At 65.9% G+C, this 16,967-nt stretch carries 13 protein-coding genes; 5 read left to right on the plus strand and 8 right to left on the minus strand.

What is annotated here, in order from left to right:
- Positions 1-13 precede the first annotated feature (13 nt).
- From ACVW1B_RS23435 to ACVW1B_RS23450, 4 genes are all read right to left on the minus strand, one after another.
- The gene (locus tag ACVW1B_RS23435; RefSeq protein ID WP_253607585.1) at positions 14-1,210 is read right to left on the minus strand and encodes an ABC transporter substrate-binding protein; all 1,197 of its coding nucleotides are present in this window, start codon (positions 1,208-1,210) and stop codon (positions 14-16) included.
- A 161-nt stretch (positions 1,211-1,371) separates the two neighbouring features.
- Positions 1,372-2,355 carry an NAD(P)-dependent oxidoreductase gene (locus ACVW1B_RS23440; protein WP_310880661.1) on the minus strand — a complete coding sequence of 328 codons (984 nt, stop codon included), beginning with the start codon at positions 2,353-2,355 and terminating at the stop codon, positions 1,372-1,374.
- Positions 2,356-2,367: 12 nt separating this feature from the next.
- Positions 2,368-4,224, minus strand: coding sequence for a TRAP transporter large permease (locus ACVW1B_RS23445; protein ID WP_253607583.1), 1,857 nt, complete (start codon positions 4,222-4,224; stop codon positions 2,368-2,370).
- A 9-nt stretch (positions 4,225-4,233) separates the two neighbouring features.
- Positions 4,234-5,265, minus strand: coding sequence for a TRAP transporter substrate-binding protein (locus ACVW1B_RS23450; RefSeq protein ID WP_253607581.1), 1,032 nt, complete (start codon positions 5,263-5,265; stop codon positions 4,234-4,236).
- 160 nt (positions 5,266-5,425) lie between these two features.
- Between ACVW1B_RS23450 and ACVW1B_RS23455 the strand changes: the two genes are divergently transcribed.
- The 3 genes from ACVW1B_RS23455 (at position 5,426) to ACVW1B_RS23465 (ending at position 9,277) form a co-directional block, all read left to right on the plus strand.
- A complete protein-coding gene (locus tag ACVW1B_RS23455) occupies positions 5,426-6,166 on the plus strand; it encodes a FadR/GntR family transcriptional regulator (protein ID WP_310880662.1) in 741 nt (246 codons plus the stop codon).
- Between the two features lie 599 nt (positions 6,167-6,765).
- Positions 6,766-7,497, plus strand: a complete 732-nt coding sequence (locus ACVW1B_RS23460) for a cytochrome c biogenesis CcdA family protein (RefSeq protein WP_016846251.1) — start codon at positions 6,766-6,768, stop codon at positions 7,495-7,497.
- Positions 7,498-7,588: 91 nt separating this feature from the next.
- Complete coding sequence (locus ACVW1B_RS23465; RefSeq protein WP_253607576.1) at positions 7,589-9,277, plus strand: SulP family inorganic anion transporter; 1,689 nt, start codon at positions 7,589-7,591, stop codon at positions 9,275-9,277.
- Positions 9,278-9,586: 309 nt separating this feature from the next.
- On the opposite strand, the gene ACVW1B_RS23470 is transcribed toward ACVW1B_RS23465, so the two are convergent.
- The 3 genes from ACVW1B_RS23470 to ACVW1B_RS23480 form a co-directional block, all read right to left on the minus strand.
- Entirely contained in the window at positions 9,587-9,979 is a 393-nt protein-coding gene (locus ACVW1B_RS23470; RefSeq protein ID WP_028332513.1) for a hypothetical protein, read from the minus strand.
- Positions 9,980-10,215: 236 nt separating this feature from the next.
- Positions 10,216-11,613, minus strand: coding sequence for a Spy/CpxP family protein refolding chaperone (locus tag ACVW1B_RS23475; protein WP_310880663.1), 1,398 nt, complete (start codon positions 11,611-11,613; stop codon positions 10,216-10,218).
- A 136-nt stretch (positions 11,614-11,749) separates the two neighbouring features.
- Positions 11,750-13,174: an FAD-binding oxidoreductase gene (locus tag ACVW1B_RS23480; RefSeq protein ID WP_310880664.1), complete on the minus strand. Its 1,425-nt coding sequence runs from the start codon at positions 13,172-13,174 to the stop codon at positions 11,750-11,752.
- Between the two features lie 160 nt (positions 13,175-13,334).
- Here ACVW1B_RS23480 and ACVW1B_RS23485 point away from each other — a divergent pair, with 160 nt between their 5' ends.
- Entirely contained in the window at positions 13,335-13,823 is a 489-nt protein-coding gene (locus ACVW1B_RS23485) for a thioesterase family protein (RefSeq protein WP_253609925.1), read from the plus strand.
- A gap of 42 nt (positions 13,824-13,865) precedes the next feature.
- On the opposite strand, the gene ACVW1B_RS23490 is transcribed toward ACVW1B_RS23485, so the two are convergent.
- Complete coding sequence (locus ACVW1B_RS23490) at positions 13,866-14,039, minus strand: DUF1328 domain-containing protein (RefSeq protein ID WP_016846258.1); 174 nt, start codon at positions 14,037-14,039, stop codon at positions 13,866-13,868.
- 292 nt (positions 14,040-14,331) lie between these two features.
- Here ACVW1B_RS23490 and ACVW1B_RS23495 point away from each other — a divergent pair, with 292 nt between their 5' ends.
- Positions 14,332-16,923 carry an ATP-dependent helicase gene (locus ACVW1B_RS23495; protein ID WP_253607572.1) on the plus strand — a complete coding sequence of 864 codons (2,592 nt, stop codon included), beginning with the start codon at positions 14,332-14,334 and terminating at the stop codon, positions 16,921-16,923.
- Positions 16,924-16,967: the final 44 nt, after the last annotated feature.

Below are 16,967 nucleotides of genomic sequence, written 5' to 3' on the forward strand. Positions count from 1 at the left end.
CGCCCTCGCCCTTCTATGTATACCCCGGCGCCAGCGCGAAGGTGCCGTCCTTGGCGGTAGAGGCTTCCGACATCACGATCTCTTCGGTCAGGTAGCCGTTGTGCTCGGTCGGCGAGAAGCGGTAATTGCCGAAATAGCCAGGATAGGTCGACAGCGTGTTCCAGTACTTGATGATGCCGGCGCTGTCGGTCGAGCCGCTTTCGGCGACCGCCTTGGCGATCAGCTCGATGCAATCGATGCCGCCTGCGACCCACCACAACAGCGTGTCGTTCAGCGCGATGTTGGCCTTGGTCAGGCGCGCGACCAGGTCCGCGCTCTTCGGCGGCAGCTTGCCGGCGCCGTCATAGCTGCAGCTCTTGTAGCCGATCGCGTAGACCTTCTTCCAGTTCTCCGGCTTGGCGACCAGGCTCGCAAGCTCGCCCGACGCCATCGAGGGATGACCGACGAAAGGCACGTCCCAGTTCATCGCGGCGCGGGTGTTGAACATGCGCGCCTCCATACCGGTCGAGACGCTCCACACCACGATCGCTTCCGCGCCGGCATTCTTGGTGCGCAGCATGTCCGGCGTCATGTCGGGCTGCGTGGCGTCGATATTGGCCTGATAGGCTACCTCCGCGCCATCCTTCTTGAACGCCGCGACGGAAGCGCCGACCGCGGTGACGCCATAGCCGGTGGTGTCGCCGATCACCGCGACCTTCTTCACCTTGAGGATCTTGAGACAGTAATTGCGCACGGCATCGTCCCATTGGTTGTTCGACGGCGCGATGCGGAACGCGTTGGGGAACTTGACCGGGTCGATCAGGGTCTCGACGACGCAAGGGTGCAGGTCGGGCATCTTGGCGCGCGCCATGATCGGCGTCGTCGCCAGCGCCTCGCCCGAGTTCAGCGGACCCCAGATTGCGTGCACCTTGGCCTGGCTGATCAGCTCCTGCGTGGCGTTCACCGCCTTGGTCGGATCGCCCTGGGTGTCGCGCATCACGAGCTCGATCTTGCGGCCCTTCACCCCGCCGGCGCCGTTGATGGCGTCGACCGCGAAGTTGACGCCGCGATTGAAGCCGACGGTCGGCGCCGAGCTCGGACCGGTGATCGCCGCGAGACAGCCGATCTTGATCGGTTCCGACTGTGCGATGGCAGGCGCCGGGAAGGAAAATGATGCGGCGCCCAATGCACCGGCGCTGCCCAACAAAACGTCACGGCGTGAAATAGCCATGTGATGCCTCCCTGTTTCCCTCTCGGCGCCCGTCGTTTGTTGCGGGACGTCCGTTCATTGATTGTCCGCGCGCTCAGGGGCCGCGGTTATGCGGGCCAAGTCTGGGCCGGATGCGAAGCTCTTGTCCAGCCCCGCGGACGACATTGGGCTTCGCCAAACTTTCATGGCCGAGGCCGCCGCATCCAGTAGCCGGCATTGACCGCGCCGACGGGTATCTCGCCGGCAACGATCTTCGCAACCTGGCGTACCGTCTCCGACGACTGATGCTCGATCGCCTGCGGCGTCAGGCCGCCGACATGCGGCGTTGCGATCACATTGTGCAGCTTCGCAAGCTCGGGCGTCGGCATCTGGTCCGGCGCGCGGCCGACATCTATCGCGGCACCCGCGATGCGGCCATCGCGCAGCGCGGCCGACAGCGCCGCCTCGTCGACGAGGTTTCCGCGCGAAAGGTTGATGAAGAATGCGTGCTTCGGCATCCGCGCCAGTGCGGCTTGCCCGATCAGGTTCTCGGTCTGCGCGTTGGCGATCGCGAGACAGACAACGTAGTCGGCGCGCGCCAGCAGATCGTCGAGCGGCAGATGCCCGATCGCCGCATCATCGATCGTTACGTAGGGATCGGCGACCAGCACATTCATGCCGAGCACTTTTGCGATCCCGGCAAGATAGCGCCCGATGCTGCCATAGCCGATGATGCCGATCGCGCTTCCCGCCAGCTGGCGGCCCATCACGACCTCGGGCGCCCTGCCCGCGTGATAATCCGCGGTGGCGCGCGAGACGCCGCGCGACAGATCGACCATGAAGCCGAGCGCGAGCTCGGCGACCGACCGGACGAAGCCGGCGCTCGCCTGCGTCACCAGCACGCCGGCGGCGGAGGCCGCGGCCACGTCGATATTGCGGATATCGACCGCGCAGCGCACGAACGCGCGCAACTTCGGCAGCTGCGGAAAGATCTCCCCTCGCCCCTGCGTCATGCGGTCAGCGACGATGATGTCGACATCGGCCGCGGCCTCGACCAGCACCGCCGCATCGAGCGCGTCCTCGCCTTCGTGCAGCTTGACGTCGGCGACCGCGCGCAGGCCGCTCAGGCTGCGCTCGCCATAATAGTCGCGGCGCATCTGCGGGGTATGGGCGAGCAGCACCTTCACGATCCTACTCCCCTAATAGCCGAGCGCATGCGGCAACGCCGTGCTGATCGCCGGCACGAAGGCGATCACCAGCAGGCACAGCAACAGCAGGCCGAGATAGCCCGCGATCGGCTTGATGGTCTGCTCGATCGGCACGTTGCCGATCAGGCAGGCGCCGTAGAGCCCAAGGCCGAGTGGCGGAGCAAAGAGCCCGAGCCCCATCGCGATCACAAGCACGACGCCGAAATGCAGCGGATCGATGCCGAGCTTGACGGCAACCGGCAGCAGCAGCGGGCCGAAAATGATCAGCGCCGCGGCGCCTTCGAGCACCGAGCCCATCACCACCAGCACCAGGATCGACAGCAGCATGAACAGCCAGACGCCGTGGCTGCCCGAGATCGCCAGCATGAGGTCGCCGACGGCATGCGGCACCTGCTGCAGCGTCAGGATGAAGGCCAGTGACTGCGCCGCGGCGACGATGAACAGCACCAGCCCCGAACGAACAGCCGATTGGACGAAGCAGTGCGCGAGGCTCTTCGCGCCGAGCTCGCGGAACAGCAGGCTGCCGACGGCGATGGCGTAGACCGCGGCGAAGGCGGAGATTTCGGTCGCGGTGGCAAAGCCGCTCTTGAAGCCGAAGAAGATCATGAAGATCAGCCCGAACGAGGCGATCGCACCGGTCCAGAGCCCCGATACCGCGGCGCGCGGCTCGGCTTCCACGTTCGCCGCGGGGCGCTTGCCGAAGATGATCGACACCGCGATCAGCGCCAGCGCCATCAGCGCGGCCGGCAACATGCCGGCGACGAACAGTCCGCCGATCGACAGGTTGGCGACGAAGCCGAGGATGATGAGGTTGATGCAGGGCGGAATGGTCTCCGCCATGACAGCGGAGGCGGCGAGCAGCGCCACCGCTCCGCCCGGGTTCTGCCGCGAGCGGCGCGCCGCCGGGATCAGCACCGAGCCGACCGCGGCAACGTCGGCCATCTTGGAGCCCGAGATGCCGGAGAACAGCACCATCGACATCACCATGACGACGTTGAGCCCGCCGCGCATCCGTCCAACCGCGCGCTGCAGCAATTCGATCAGCCGGACCGACATGCCGTTGGCTTCCATCAGGTAGCCGACCAGGATGAAGAACGGGATCGCGAGCAGCACGAAATTGTCGATGCCGCGCGCCATCTGCTGGGCGAAGATCACGCCGGGCAGCGTGCCCTCGACCCAGATGAAGATCAGCGCCGCCAGCGCCAGCGCAAAACCGATCGGCAGTCCGCCGAACAGCGTGAGGAGGAAGCCGATCAGCATCAACGTTTGCGATGACGGTACGGACGATGGTGCGAATGCATCCCAAGCGAGATAGAGACCCACGATGACGGCAGTCGCGACGATGGCCACCGTCATGTCGCGCAGCGGCCGGCCACAGAACGTCTCGAACGCGAAGATCGTCATAAACGCCGCGCCGACGCCCATTGGATAGAATGTCCATTCCAGCGGCAGGCCGGAGCCGGAAGTCTGACCGGTGGTCAGCCAGCCCATCTTGACGGCGTTGAACGCGACATAGCCGGCAATGATGGTGACAAGCAGCGCACCGACCGCGTCGACCACCCGCCGCACGCCCGGCGGCAGCATGTTGACGAAGAAGGCGACGCCGAGATTCTCGCTGCGGGCGAGCGCGCTTGCCGCGCCGAAGAAGCTCGACCCGACCATCAGGCCGCGGGCGACGTCGTCGGACCATTCGACCGGCGCATTGAACAGGAAGCGGGCCAGCACCGAGACGCAGACCACCACGAGATCGGCGGCAAGCAGGAGCGCGGCGGTCGCATCACTGACGGCAAGCAGCGGCGCCGTAATCCGATCAGCGCTGCTTCTCGCCTCGACTGCGGCGACTGACATGCGCCGACCTCAGGCCTGGGTGGCGCGGATCAGGTCGACGACGGCCTTGGCCTCGGGCCGCGCCTTGATGAAATTGTCGGTCTGCGGCAGCACGCGCTTGCGGTATGCCTCCTTGTCGCATTCGACGACGGTGACGCCCTTCTCCACCAGCGCCGCCAGCGCCTCCTTTTCCACCGCAAGGCCGTGCGCGCGGGTGTCGATCGCGGCCTTGTTCGCCGCGTCGAGAAAGCCTTCCCGCAGCTTGGGAGCCATGCGGTTGAAGCTGGTGTCGCTGAAATAGACCGCGAGCGGCGAGAAGATGTGCTGGGTCAGCGCGTAGTGCTTCGCGGTCTCGTAGAACTTGCTGGCGAGGATGGTCGGCGGATCGTGTTCGAGGCCGTCGAGCACGCCGGCCTGCAGCGCCGTATAGATCTCGCCGAACGCCAGCGGCGTCGCGGCGGCCCCCATCAGCCGCAGGCATTCGGTGATGATCGGATTGGGCAAGGTGCGGATTTTCAGGCCGGCGAGATCCTCCGGCGTCTTCACCGGTTTCTTCGCCAGCACGCTGCGCGCGCCGAAATTATAGGCCCAGCCGATGATGTGAATGCCGGCGCCCTTGAGCAGCGCAGCCTCGATCGGCTTCGCCGCGCCGGCGTCGAACGCCTTGGTTTGCTGCTGGAAGCTGGTGAAGAGGTAACCGAGGTCGAAGGTGCCGACCAGCGGCACGAGATTCGCCGAGATCGACGAGCCGGACACCATCAGGTCGATCACCCCTAGCTTCACCGAGTTGATGACGTCGATCTCCTGGCCGAGTTGGTTATCGGGGAAGAAGGTGACCTCGATCTGCTCGCCGAGTCCGTTCGCCTTCAGACTCTTGACCAGATTGTCGTAGTAGACGCGGCCATTGGCGTATTTGGGATCGTTCGGAAGCGACGACGAGCATCGCATTTTCATCACCGCAGCCTCGGCGCGGCCGATGATGGCGGGCGCGGCGGCAAGCCACGCGGTCGCTGCGACCGACGACTGCAGCACAATGCGGCGGCTCACGCGGTTCGACGTCATGTTGGTGCTCCTCCCCGGGGACGGATCTTTATTGTGTTGGCCACCCGCCTGACGGCGTGAGCTTGGCAGCCGATTTGTCATAATGTATGACAAAACGGATACGGTTGTGCAAGGGCGCGGCTCGGCGGCGGCGCAGGCTGCAACCGCAGCGAGGCCCTCGATGTTCCAGACATCCAACGCGTTGCGTCGAAGCGTGCACAGCCAGGTCACCGACCGCGTCGGCAGCAGCATCGTGCGCGGCGAGATCGGCGTCGGCGAAACGCTGCCGCCGGAAATCCGGATCTGCGAGATGATGGACGTCAGCCGCACCGTGGTGCGCGAGGCGATCCGCACCTTGACCGGCAAGGGCCTGATCGAGTCGCGGCCCAAGAGCGGCACGCGGGTTCGGCCGCCCGAGCAGTGGAATCAGCTCGATCCCGACGTGCTGCGCTGGCATCTCGAGACCGCGGAGATCGACCGTTACCTCGCCAAGCTGTTCCAGCTGCGCGCCGCGGTCGAGCCCGCCGCGGCAGCGCTCGCGGCGACCCATGCCGATGAGGTCGACGTCGCCCGCATCCGCGCCGGATGCGACGGCATGGATGCGGCAAAGACCAACGAGGAGTTCGTCGCCGCCGACATCGCGTTCCACCAGGCGATCTATTTCGCCACCCGCAACGAATTCTTCTGGCCGATCGCGCAGATGTTCGAGATCACGCTGCGCCAGAGTTTTACGATCGCAGCGCCGGGCTCGCACCGTCCGCGGGCGCTGCGCGAGCACCGCGCGGTGCTCGACGCGATCGCCGCCGGAGATGCGGAGACGGCGCGCACAGCCACGGTCGTGCTGCTGACGAATTCCGCCGACGACCTGGTGCGAATCCGTGGCCGGGAGTTCGACACGCCACGTCCAGCCAAGCGCCGATGATGTTGGTGACTGCGGTCGTGATGCGCTCACTGCTTCCACATGGTCGTCCTGGCGAAAGCCAGGACCCATAACCACCGCAAGTGGTTGCGACCGGGATCATGGCCCCAGCGTCGCGCAACCTGACATTTGGGGTAATGGGTCCTGGCTTTCGCCAGGACGACATCGAATATGGGGCGCGACCTACATCCCAATCGTCGTCCCGGCGAAAGCCAGGACCCATACGCCGCGGCCGATGTTGTCGGTGAGACTCGTCGTTCCAGCGTCGCGCAACCTAGCTCAGCGGTGGTTATGGGTCCCGACCCCCGTGTGCAATTGCGCATTAGGCCGGGACGACAGCGAATGTGTGGTGCCGCTTGCAGGTCAAAAATGGGCATCAGTGATTGGCGCGTGAGCGAGGCACCGCCAGAAGGGTTCCCTCCCCCCTTGCGAGAGTGGGAGCCGCGCGGCGTGCTCACCTCACCGTCATTCCGCGCCCGCCACGTCAGAGTCGACCCGCACACGACCCTGTGACCATAGTTGAAGGCTGCGACGACGAAACTTCTGGATTGTTGGCCGCGTAGACGCCAAGACAGGAGCGCTATTCTGCGAAGGTTTCATTGATGCACGACGTCTCGATCCCGGCGGCCCTGATCGCCGGTCTGGTCAGCTTCCTCTCGCCCTGCGTGCTGCCGCTGGTACCGCCCTATCTGATCTATTTGACCGGCGCGACCATCGAGCAGGTCAACCAGGACGGCGCCACCGCGGCCTCCAAGCGCGCGGTGATGACGGCGGCGCTGATGTTCGTGCTGGGCTTCTCCACCGTGTTCGTCGCGCTCGGCGCCAGCGCGTCCTTCGTCGGCGGGCTGGTGCGCGCCTGGTCGGCCGAGCTCTCGATCCTGGCGGGCATCGTCATCATCATCATGGGCCTGCACTTCCTCGGCGTGACCCGGATCGGCCTGCTGATGCGCGAGGGGCGGCTGACCGCGCCGAAGCCGGTCGGGCTGTGGGGCGCCTACGTCATGGGTCTGGCCTTCGCCTTCGGCTGGACGCCATGCATCGGGCCGATCCTCGCCGCGATCCTCTCGATCGCGGCCGCCGAGGCCACGGTGACAAAAGGCGCCGGCCTGCTCGCGGTCTATTCCGCCGGGCTCGGCATCCCGTTCCTGCTTGCGGCCTTCATGGTCAAGCAGTTCTCCTCGCTGTTCGCGCGGATGAAGCGCCATCTCGACACCGTCGAGCGGGTGATGGGCGTGCTGATGGTGGTCACCGGCATCGGCTTCCTGACCGGCGCAGTCTCGAGCGTCAGCGTCTGGCTGCTGGAAACCTTCCCGGCGCTGCAAAATATCGGCTAGGCCTGCGCGCCAGCGCAGGCTGCCGTCGGCTGGCTTTTGGCCGCGCGATGTCGGACTATCGGGGAATCGCCGCAATCCTCACGGGGCACCGATGGGCCAGGATCGTCAGACACGCGCCAGCTGGCCGATCTTCCGTTCGCTCAGGGCCTTCCGGCCAAGCGACCTGCCGGGTGACCTGATCGCCGGGTTGACGCTCGCCGCGATTGCGATCCCGGAGCAGATGGCGACCGCGCGGCTCGGCGGCTTCTCGCCGCAGATCGGCTTCTTCGCCTTCATGGCCGGCTCGCTCGGCTTTGCGATGTTCGGTGCCAACCGCTTCCTGTCCTGCGGCGCCGACTCCACGATCACGCCGATCTTCGCCGGCGGCCTCGCGCTGATGGCTACCGCCGGCTCGCCGGACTATCAGGCACTGGCGATGGCGCTGGCGCTGATGGTCGGCGCGATCATGATCGCCGGCAGCCTGTTCAAGCTCGGCTGGATCGCCAATTTGCTGTCGACGCCGGTGACGGTCGGCTTCCTTGCCGGCATCTCGGTCCACATCCTGGTCTCGCAATTGCCCGGCGTGCTCGGCCTGACCACGCCGGACGGGCCGACGCTCTACAAGCTCGGGGTGCTCACCGAGAAGATCGGTCAAACCAATTTCTACACGCTGGCGATCGGCCTCGGCGTGCTGGCGCTGGTCGCCGGATCGGAGAAGATCAGCGCACGCATTCCGGGCGCGCTCATCGGCCTTGTCGTGGCCACCGTCGCCGTGATCGCCGGCCATCTCGAAAGCAAGGGCGTCAAGGTGGTCGGCACCGTGCCCGGGACGCTGCCGACGCCATCGTTTCCGGACATCGCGCCGGAGCGCTGGATCAAGCTGTTGTCGCTGGCGATCCTGATCGCCGTTGTCATCATGGTGCAGACCGCGGCGACGACGCGCTCGTTCCTGTCCGATCCGGACAAGCCGGCCGACGTCGATCGCGACTTCCTCGGCGCCGGTGCCGGCAGCCTGCTGTCCGGACTGTTCGGCGCATTTCCGGTCAACGCCAGTCCGCCGCGAACCGGCATCGTGTCGGAGACCGGCGGACGTACGCAGCTCTCGGGGCTGTTTGCCGCGGCCATCGTGCTCGCGCTGCTCGCGTTCGGCGCGACGCTGCTGCAGCACGTGCCCGATGCGGCACTCGGCGGGGTCCTGCTGTTCGTGGCGCTGCGCATCATCCGCGTGAAGCAGATCGTCGCGATCTTCCGTCAGTCGTTCTATGAATTCCTGCTGGTGGTGGCGACCGCAGCCGCGATCATCGTGCTGCCGATCGAGCAAGGCGTCGCCGTCGGCATCGCCTTGTCACTGCTGCACGGCATCTGGACCACGACGCGCGGCCAGCTTGCCGAATTCGTCCATGTGCCCGGCACCACGATCTGGTGGCCGACGGGCCCGCACGTCACAGGCGAGCGCACGCCCGGCATTGCCGTCGTCGGCCTGCAGGCGCCGCTGTCGTTCCTCAACGCGGAAAGCTTCCACAGCGGCGTGCTCAAAACCATCAGCGCGACGACACCCAACCCGCGGCTGCTGGTGATCGAGGCCAGCGGCATGATCGAGATCGATTTCACGGCGGCGCAGGCGCTGCGCGACCTGTTTCGCGAATGCCGCGATGACGGCGTGACGGTGGCGGTGGCGCGGCTCGAATCCGAGCGCGCGCAGGACGCCTTCGGGCGCTTCGGTCTCTACGAGGTGTTGCCGCGGGACCACGTCTTCCGCAGCGTCGACGAAGCGGTCCGCACGCTCGGCGGACAGGCGTAGAGGTTGGTGAGATCAGTCCGTAGCCCGCATGAGCGAAGCGATACCCGGGAAACCGTTCCCGCATATCGCTTCGCTCATGCGGGCTACGCACGATCCTCCGTCATTGCGAGCAAAGCGAAGCAATCCATCGTGTGGCGTATGCGGAAGCATGGATTGCTTCGTCGCTATGCTCCTCGCAATGACGGAGCTACAAATTTAGGGCGACTCAGCTGCATAGCCTGGATGAAGCGAAGCGCAATCCGGGATTTCTCGCGCGTTGATGAACCGTCCCGGATTTCGCTTACGCTCCATCCGGGCTACCGGACGACCTCAGGCCTGCTCGCCCTCGAGCGTCGGATGCTCCCTCAAAACTTCCGCCTTGATCGAGCCCGCGTGGATGGCGCGCAGCAGCGCCCGCCCCGTCTTGATGTTATTGGCCTTCATGCAGAGACCGACGATCTCGCGCACCGCGGAATCCCGCACCAACTCGTCGGAGATCTTCATCGCGGTCTCCATCGCGACCTTGGCGGCACGCTCGTAGCGATCACGCTCGATCTGCTGCTTCTTCGCTGAGCGCTTGTCGGGCGAGCCGACCGCCTCGGCGCAGCCGGCGGCATCGCGGCAGATCGCACGGATCCGCTGCGCAGCTTCGATGTCGCCGAGCGGATGCGCGACGGGATCGTCCCAGATATCCTTGTGCTCGTCCTTGCTGAACCACCACATCGCCGCACCTTGAATGCACGGCAAACATAGCTGGCCTTGGCGCAACCTGTGAACCGCAGAGTCGACTCGGTGCCGAGCAAGAGGTGCACACTATGGCCCGGCGGCCACACCCGCGGCCGATCCGCGCGCGAATTGATGTCGAACTCATGGAATAAAGCCCGTTTCGGTTCTGATTGCATCAGAGCCGAGGCTGCGGGGTTTTCGCTTGCCGCGTTTTCACGCGAACCGACGAGGCTCTAAGCCGATCGTTTCGGCCCGATCGCCTCGAACTGCGCCTTTTGCTCATCGCTGAGCGTGGCGTAGAAATTCTCAAGCGCGGCGCGGACGTCCTTGACCGACTGCAGCATAACGTCGAGCCGCCTGGCAACGAAGGCAAGGCGTGCGGGCGGGGTCATCGCCTCGTTGGTCTGGCACGCGGCCTTCAGCTTCCGCGCGGCGTCGGCGCTGGCATCCTGCAGCGCCTGAAGCGCACCGCGCTGGGCGTCGCTGAGCTGCAGCCGCGCCTCGATCTCGCCGGTCGGCCATTCCTGCATCGCCGGTTGCGCAGCGCCGCAGCTCTGGGCGACCGTCGCGTTCGGATCGCGCGCCGCGGCTTCCTTGCGCTGGTTCTCGGCGAGCGCGTTGAGCCGCGCTTTCTGCTCGTCATCGAGCAGGCCGTAGAATTTGTCCAGCGGAGGCTTCACGATTCCGACCGCGGTGACCATCGCTTCGATCCGCTGCTGCATGGCGGCGAGGCGGTTCGGCGCCGTCAACACCACCTGCGCAGGACATGCTGCGCGAATGACCTGGGCAGCCGCGAGCGACGCGTTGCCGAGTTCGCCGAGCGCCGCCGATTGCGCTTCGGTCGGCTGCACCGTATCCGCGATCTGATCCACCGGCAGGCCGGCGACCGAACGGCTGTCATTGCCGCACATTTGCTCGATGCGCCCGCCGCCGCGGTAACGGCGGCCCGTCCGGCGCTCCGGCAGATAGCCCCTGAGATCGTCATACCCATAAGGCCCGAAGATGCCGGCATAGATATCCGGATAGCCGTAGCCCCAGAATCCGATGTCGTCGCCCCAGATCGCGTAGTCGTAGATGTCATTGTACGCGAACGGCCAGAACAGCGGACCGACCCAGCCATAGCCGCCGCCGGGATGCTGCCACCATCCGTTGGCCACCGCCCCGCCGTGCCAGCCGGCGAGCGCCGCGGCCGCGGCGATCTGCGCGCGCGCCGCCGGGTTGCTCAACAGCCGGCCGTTGCGCAATGCGCCGTTGCGCGACAGCGAGTTGAACGTATTGCGCATATGGCCTGGTGCGATCGCGGCATTTCGCATCCGGCCGAAATTGCCGCCCCCGCGCGATGCGAAGGCGCCGTGGCCGGCAAAGCCTGATCGCGAGATCGCGTGCGAACGGCCGACCCCGCCATGATGGCCGCCGCCAAAATGCATGTGGCCGAAGCCATGCCCGCCACGTCCATGGCCACCGCCGTGCCCGTGGCCACCACCATGCCCATGGCCGCCACCATGCCCATGGCCGCCACCATGTCCTCCGCCATGGCCGCCGCCGTGTCCGCCGCCGCCTCGGGCGATCGCGTCACCCGACAGCGCCATCGCAAGCACCACGACCGCAATTCCGATTGCCCGTCCGATCACGGCGTCCTCCCTCCGCGCACCACACACGTCGCGGCAACACAGCACAGCACAAGAGAGACGCCGGGCGGGCGGAAAAGTTCCGCGTATAACACGCGCCGCGCGCGGGCTCGCGAACGCTGCGCGGCGTGACGACGCCTCAGGCGGCCGGGACGATCTTTCCGGGATTGAAGATGTTTTGCGGGTCGAGTGCCTGCTTCAGCGCCCGCATCGCGTCGAGCGCCTCCGGGCCGAGCTCGGCCTGCAAGTATTTCTGCTTGCCCTGGCCGATGCCGTGCTCGCCGGTGCAGGTGCCGTCCATGGCCTGGGCGCGCTCGACCAGGCGGTGCATGAACTCCTCGCCGCGCGCCATCTCGCCCTTGTCGTTGACGTCGCAGAGCAGCGAGCAGTGGAAATTGCCGTCGCCGACATGGCCGACGATCGGCGACAGCAGGTTGAGCCGCTGCAGATCCTCCTCGGTCTCGGTGACGCAGTCGGCGAGCCGCGAGATCGGCACGCAAACGTCGGTCGCAACCACGCCGATGCTGTCGCCGGGGCGCAGCGCCTTCACCGACCAGTAGGCGTCGTGCCGGGCCTGCCACAGCTTGGTGCGGTCTTCAGGCTTGGTGGTCCAGGTGAAGTCGCCGCCGCCGCATTCGGCGGCGATGTCGCGGAAATTCTTCGACTGCTCGGCGACCTCGACCTCGCTGCCGTGGAATTCCAGCAGCAGCAGCGGCGTCTCCGGCAGCGACAGCTTCGAATAGCTATTACAGGCTTTCACCTGCGCGGCATTGAGCAGCTCGATCCGGGCGACCGGAATGCCGGTCTGGATCGCAAGGATCGTGGCCTGGCAGGCGCCACGCACCGTGTCGAACGAACAGGCCGCCGCCGCGATGGTGTCGGGAATGCCGCGCAGGCGGATGGTCAGTTCGGAGATGATGCCGAGCGTGCCTTCGGCACCGACGAACAGATGCGTCAGGTCGTAACCGGCCGACGACTTCTTGGCGCGCGTGCCTGTCGTGATGATCTCGCCGTCGCCGCGCACCACCTTCAGCGCCAGCACGTTCTCGCGCATGGTGCCGTAGCGCACCGCGTTGGTGCCAGAGGCACGGGTCGAGGTCATGCCGCCGAGCGAGGCATCGGCGCCGGGATCGATCGGAAAGAACAGGCCCTGGTCGCGCAGATGCTCGTTGAGCGCCTTCCGCGTCACGCCGGGCTGGATCACGCAGTCGAGGTCCTCGGCATGCACCTCGAGCACCTTGTTCATGTCGCGCAGATCGATGCAGATGCCGCCCGCGGGCGCGTTGACCTGCCCCTCGAGCGAGGTTCCGGTGCCGAAGGCGATGACCGGCACGCGATTGGCGGCGCAGATCCGCACCACGTCCTGGATGTCGGCGGTTTCCTGCGCCATCACGACGGCGTCCGGCGGCTGGGTCGGCAGCCATGTGGTGGTATGGGCGTGCTGCTCGCGCACCGTCTGCGACGTGACGAGCCGGTTGCCGAACCGCGCCGCCAGCGCGTCGATCGCGCGCTTCAGGGCCTGCGGATCAGGTCGCGTCACATTGCCCGAAATCGTTGTCGCCACGTCAAATTTCCTCCCACCTTTAGCCGACCGTGGCAAAGCTTGTATAAGGGGTCAAGAGAGCCTGACTTGAAAAAGTGGACGCCGGAGTCACAGAAAAGCTCATGCTCGAACGCCAGCAAACCGGGGATGGATCATGACTTCAGCGACTGCCACGAGCGAGATGCCGCTTCCGCCGGCCCCGTTCAGATCCTCGGTGATGCAGATCGAGCCGCAATGGATCGACTACAACGGCCATCTCAACATGGCCTACTACAACGTGATGTTCGACCGCGCCATCGACGAGATGTGGCTGCAGCTCGGCATCGGGCCGGCCTACATGAAGGCGCGGCAGTGCTCGACCTTCACCGCCGAGTGCCACGTCCGCTATCTCAGGGAAATTCATCTCGGCGATCCCGTGCAAGTCCACGTCCACCTGCTCGGCGCCGACGAGAAGCGGCTGCACACGTTCGAGGAGCTGCGCCATGCCACCGAAGGCTGGCTCTCCGCGACCTCGGAAAACCTCACGCTGCACATCGACATGGAGGCGCGCAAGGTGGCGCCGTTTCCGCCCGATATCCGCGCCCGCGCTCGCGCGGTCGTCGACAGCTATGCGGGTGTACCACGTCCCGAGGGCATCGGCCGCAACGTGGCGATGCCCTCGGCGAAATAACTTGCCGTTTTCAAGCGAAGCGGCCGCCGGTTCGCGGCCTCGCTAGACCCTTGTGCGGCCGCGCACCAATCCGACCACCGCCGACACCAGAAACAGGATGACGGCGATGAAGAAGATCGCCTTGGCGATTTCGACGGAGGCGCCGGCGATGCCGCCAAAGCCCAAAATGCCCGCGATCAGGGCGATGACCAGGAACGTGACGACCCAGCTCAGCATGATCAAAACTCCGCTTCGTTTCCTTGCTGTTTCTCGGGCGCGGACCTTCGTCCGGCGCGCACCCGTTGAAACAATCCGGCCGGGAAACGCGGGTTCCTGAGCGTGAAACCGCGAAATTTTCGTTGATTTCCGGAACCAGCATTGATGGTGGGCTGCCGGCGAAAGCGTTCCTGTCGATCGCGATAAAACCTGTCAAAACGGCCGATCAGGCCCTATATGGCCTTCAATCCCTGTTAAGAAGGCTCCCCTTCACCATCCTGCGGTGTCATCGTGGGGCCGAGACGATTCGCCAATGACCGAGCCGAGCAAATTGCCCCATCACGGCGTTCCCGAGCACCAGCCGGCGGCTGGCGGCATCGCCGCGCGTGCGCGGGCGGCGGCCGGTCCGCAATATCTGAGCGGCCTCAATCCGGAGCAGCGCGAGGCGGTCGAGACGCTCGACGGCCCCGTGCTGGTGCTTGCCGGCGCCGGCACCGGCAAGACGCGCGTGCTGACCACGCGCATCGCGCATATCCTGAGCCAAGGCCGCGCGCGGCCGCACGAGATCCTGTCGGTGACCTTCACCAACAAGGCGGCGCGCGAGATGAAGCTGCGGCTCGGGCAGATGCTCGGCCAGGCGGTCGAGGGCATGCCGTGGCTCGGCACCTTCCACTCGATCGGCGGCCGCATCCTGCGCATCCATGCCGAGCTGGTGCAGCTGAAATCCAACTTCACGGTGCTCGACGTCGACGACCAGGTGCGGCTGTTGAAGCAATTGCTGCAGGCCGAGAACATCGACGACAAGCGCTGGCCAGCGCGGATGCTGGCCGGCCTGATCGATGGCTGGAAGAATCGCGGCCTGTCGCCATCGCAGGTGCCGGCGGGCGAAGCCGCCTCGTTCGGCAACGGCAAGGGCGGCAAGATCTACGCGACCTATCAGGAGCGGTTGAAGATCCTCAACGCGGCCGATTTCGGCGACCTGCTGCTCGAGAACATCAGGCTGTTCCGCGAAAATCCAGACGTGCTGCGGCAGTACCAGAGCCGCTTCAAGTTCATCCTGGTCGACGAATATCAGGACACCAACGTCGCGCAGTATCTGTGGCTGCGCCTGCTGTCGCAGGCGCCGTCGCGGCCGGAGCGACGCCTTGCCGACGTCATTCCGGGAGCAACCAACGCGCCAGTCATTCCGGGGCGCCTCGAAGAGGCGAACCCGGAATCCCGAAGCAATGAGGACTCAACTCAAGATTCCGGGTTCGCACCTGGCGGTGCGCCCCGGAATGACGAGGAAAACGTCACCACGCAACAACCCCTCAAGAACATCTGCTGCGTCGGCGACGACGACCAGTCGATCTATGGCTGGCGCGGCGCCGAGGTCGACAACATCCTGCGCTTCGAGCACGATTTCCCCGGCGCCAGGGTCATCCGCCTCGAGCGCAATTACCGCTCCACCGGCCACATTCTGGCCGCGGCCTCGCATCTGATCGCGCATAATGAAGGCCGGCTCGGCAAGACGCTGCGCACCGAGGATGTCGACGGTGAGAAGGTCACCGTCACCGGCTCCTGGGATTCGGAAGAGGAAGCGCGCGCGATCGGTGAGGAGCTCGAGGAACTGCAGCGCGCGGGCGAGAACCTCAACGACGTCGCCATCCTGGTGCGCGCCTCGTTCCAGATGCGCGAGTTCGAAGACCGCTTCGTCACGCTCGGCCTGCCCTACCGCGTGATCGGCGGCCCCCGATTCTATGAGCGCGCCGAAATCCGCGATGCGCTGGCCTATTTGCGCACCATCAATTCGCCGGCCGACGATCTCGCCTTCGAGCGCATCGTCAACGTGCCCAAGCGGGGGCTCGGCGACGCCACCGTGCAGCTGCTGCACGACCATGCCCGCAAGCGCCGCATTCCGCTGTTCGAGGCGGCGCGCGCCGTGGTCGAGACCGACGAGCTGAAGCCGAAGGCGCGCGGCTCCTTGCGCGATCTCGTCATGCAGTTCGACCGCTGGCGCGCCCAGCGCGAGGTCACCTCGCATACCGAGCTCGCCGAGATCGTGCTCGACGAGAGCGGCTACACCGAGATGTGGCAGAAGGACCGCTCGGCTGATGCCGCGGGCCGGCTGGAGAACCTCAAGGAGCTGGTGCGTTCGATGGAGGAATTCGAGAACCTGCAAGGGTTTCTCGAACATATCTCGCTGGTGATGGACCGCGACGGCGAGGCCGGCGACGAGGCGGTGTCGCTGATGACGCTGCATTCGGCCAAGGGCTTGGAATTCGACAACGTGTTCCTGCCGGGCTGGGAGGAAGGCCTGTTTCCGAGCCAGCGCACGCTGGACGAACAGGGCCGCGCCGGGCTCGAGGAGGAGCGCCGCCTCGCCCATGTCGGGCTGACCCGGGCGCGCCGCCGCGCCAAGATCTATTTCGCCACCAACCGCCGCATCCATGGCACCTGGTCGACCACGATCCCCTCGCGCTTCCTCGACGAGCTGCCGGCGCACAATGTCGAAATCACCGAATCCAAGGGCGGATCGGGCTGGGGCGGCAGCGGCGGCTATGGCGCCTCGCGCTTCGACAACCTCGAATCATTCGGCTCGAGCTATTCGACCCCGGGCTGGCAGCGCGCCCAGGCCAACCGCAACCGCGGCGGCGGGGGCCGTAGCGGCAGCGGCTTCGAGGAGCGGCAATCCTCCTTTTCCTCTGAAAGCTTCAATCGCACCAAGCGCGGCCCTGTCGTGATCGAGGGCGAGCTGGTGGCGAAGTCCACCGGCACAACGTCGGATTTTTCGCTGGACGACCGGGTATTTCACCAGAAATTCGGCTACGGCCATGTGGTGAAGATCGACGGCAACAAGCTGACCATCGCCTTCGAAAAGGCCGGCGAGAAGAAGGTGGTCGACAGCTTTGTGCAACGGGTGTGACATAGCGACCTTTCTTTGGCGACCTTCTTTGGCGGTCTTCTCTG

The sequence above is a fragment of the Bradyrhizobium sp. USDA 4502 genome (genome assembly GCF_054063355.1).

What these genes read in the sequence shown, in the direction of transcription:
- ACVW1B_RS23490 (WP_016846258.1), bottom strand. Translation starts at nt 14,039, where the DNA reads ATGCTGAGCTGGGTCGTCACGTTCCTGGTCATCGCCCTGATCGCGGGC.
- ACVW1B_RS23460 (WP_016846251.1), top strand. Translation starts at nt 6,766, where the DNA reads ATGCACGACGTCTCGATCCCGGCGGCCCTGATCGCCGGTCTGGTCAGC.
- ACVW1B_RS23465 (WP_253607576.1), top strand. Translation starts at nt 7,589, where the DNA reads ATGGGCCAGGATCGTCAGACACGCGCCAGCTGGCCGATCTTCCGTTCG.
- ACVW1B_RS23470 (WP_028332513.1), bottom strand. Translation starts at nt 9,979, where the DNA reads ATGTGGTGGTTCAGCAAGGACGAGCACAAGGATATCTGGGACGATCCC.
- ACVW1B_RS23455 (WP_310880662.1), top strand. Translation starts at nt 5,426, where the DNA reads ATGTTCCAGACATCCAACGCGTTGCGTCGAAGCGTGCACAGCCAGGTC.
- ACVW1B_RS23450 (WP_253607581.1), bottom strand. Translation starts at nt 5,265, where the DNA reads ATGACGTCGAACCGCGTGAGCCGCCGCATTGTGCTGCAGTCGTCGGTC.
- ACVW1B_RS23445 (WP_253607583.1), bottom strand. Translation starts at nt 4,224, where the DNA reads ATGTCAGTCGCCGCAGTCGAGGCGAGAAGCAGCGCTGATCGGATTACG.
- ACVW1B_RS23495 (WP_253607572.1), top strand. Translation starts at nt 14,332, where the DNA reads ATGACCGAGCCGAGCAAATTGCCCCATCACGGCGTTCCCGAGCACCAG.
- ACVW1B_RS23435 (WP_253607585.1), bottom strand. Translation starts at nt 1,210, where the DNA reads ATGGCTATTTCACGCCGTGACGTTTTGTTGGGCAGCGCCGGTGCATTG.
- ACVW1B_RS23485 (WP_253609925.1), top strand. Translation starts at nt 13,335, where the DNA reads ATGCCGCTTCCGCCGGCCCCGTTCAGATCCTCGGTGATGCAGATCGAG.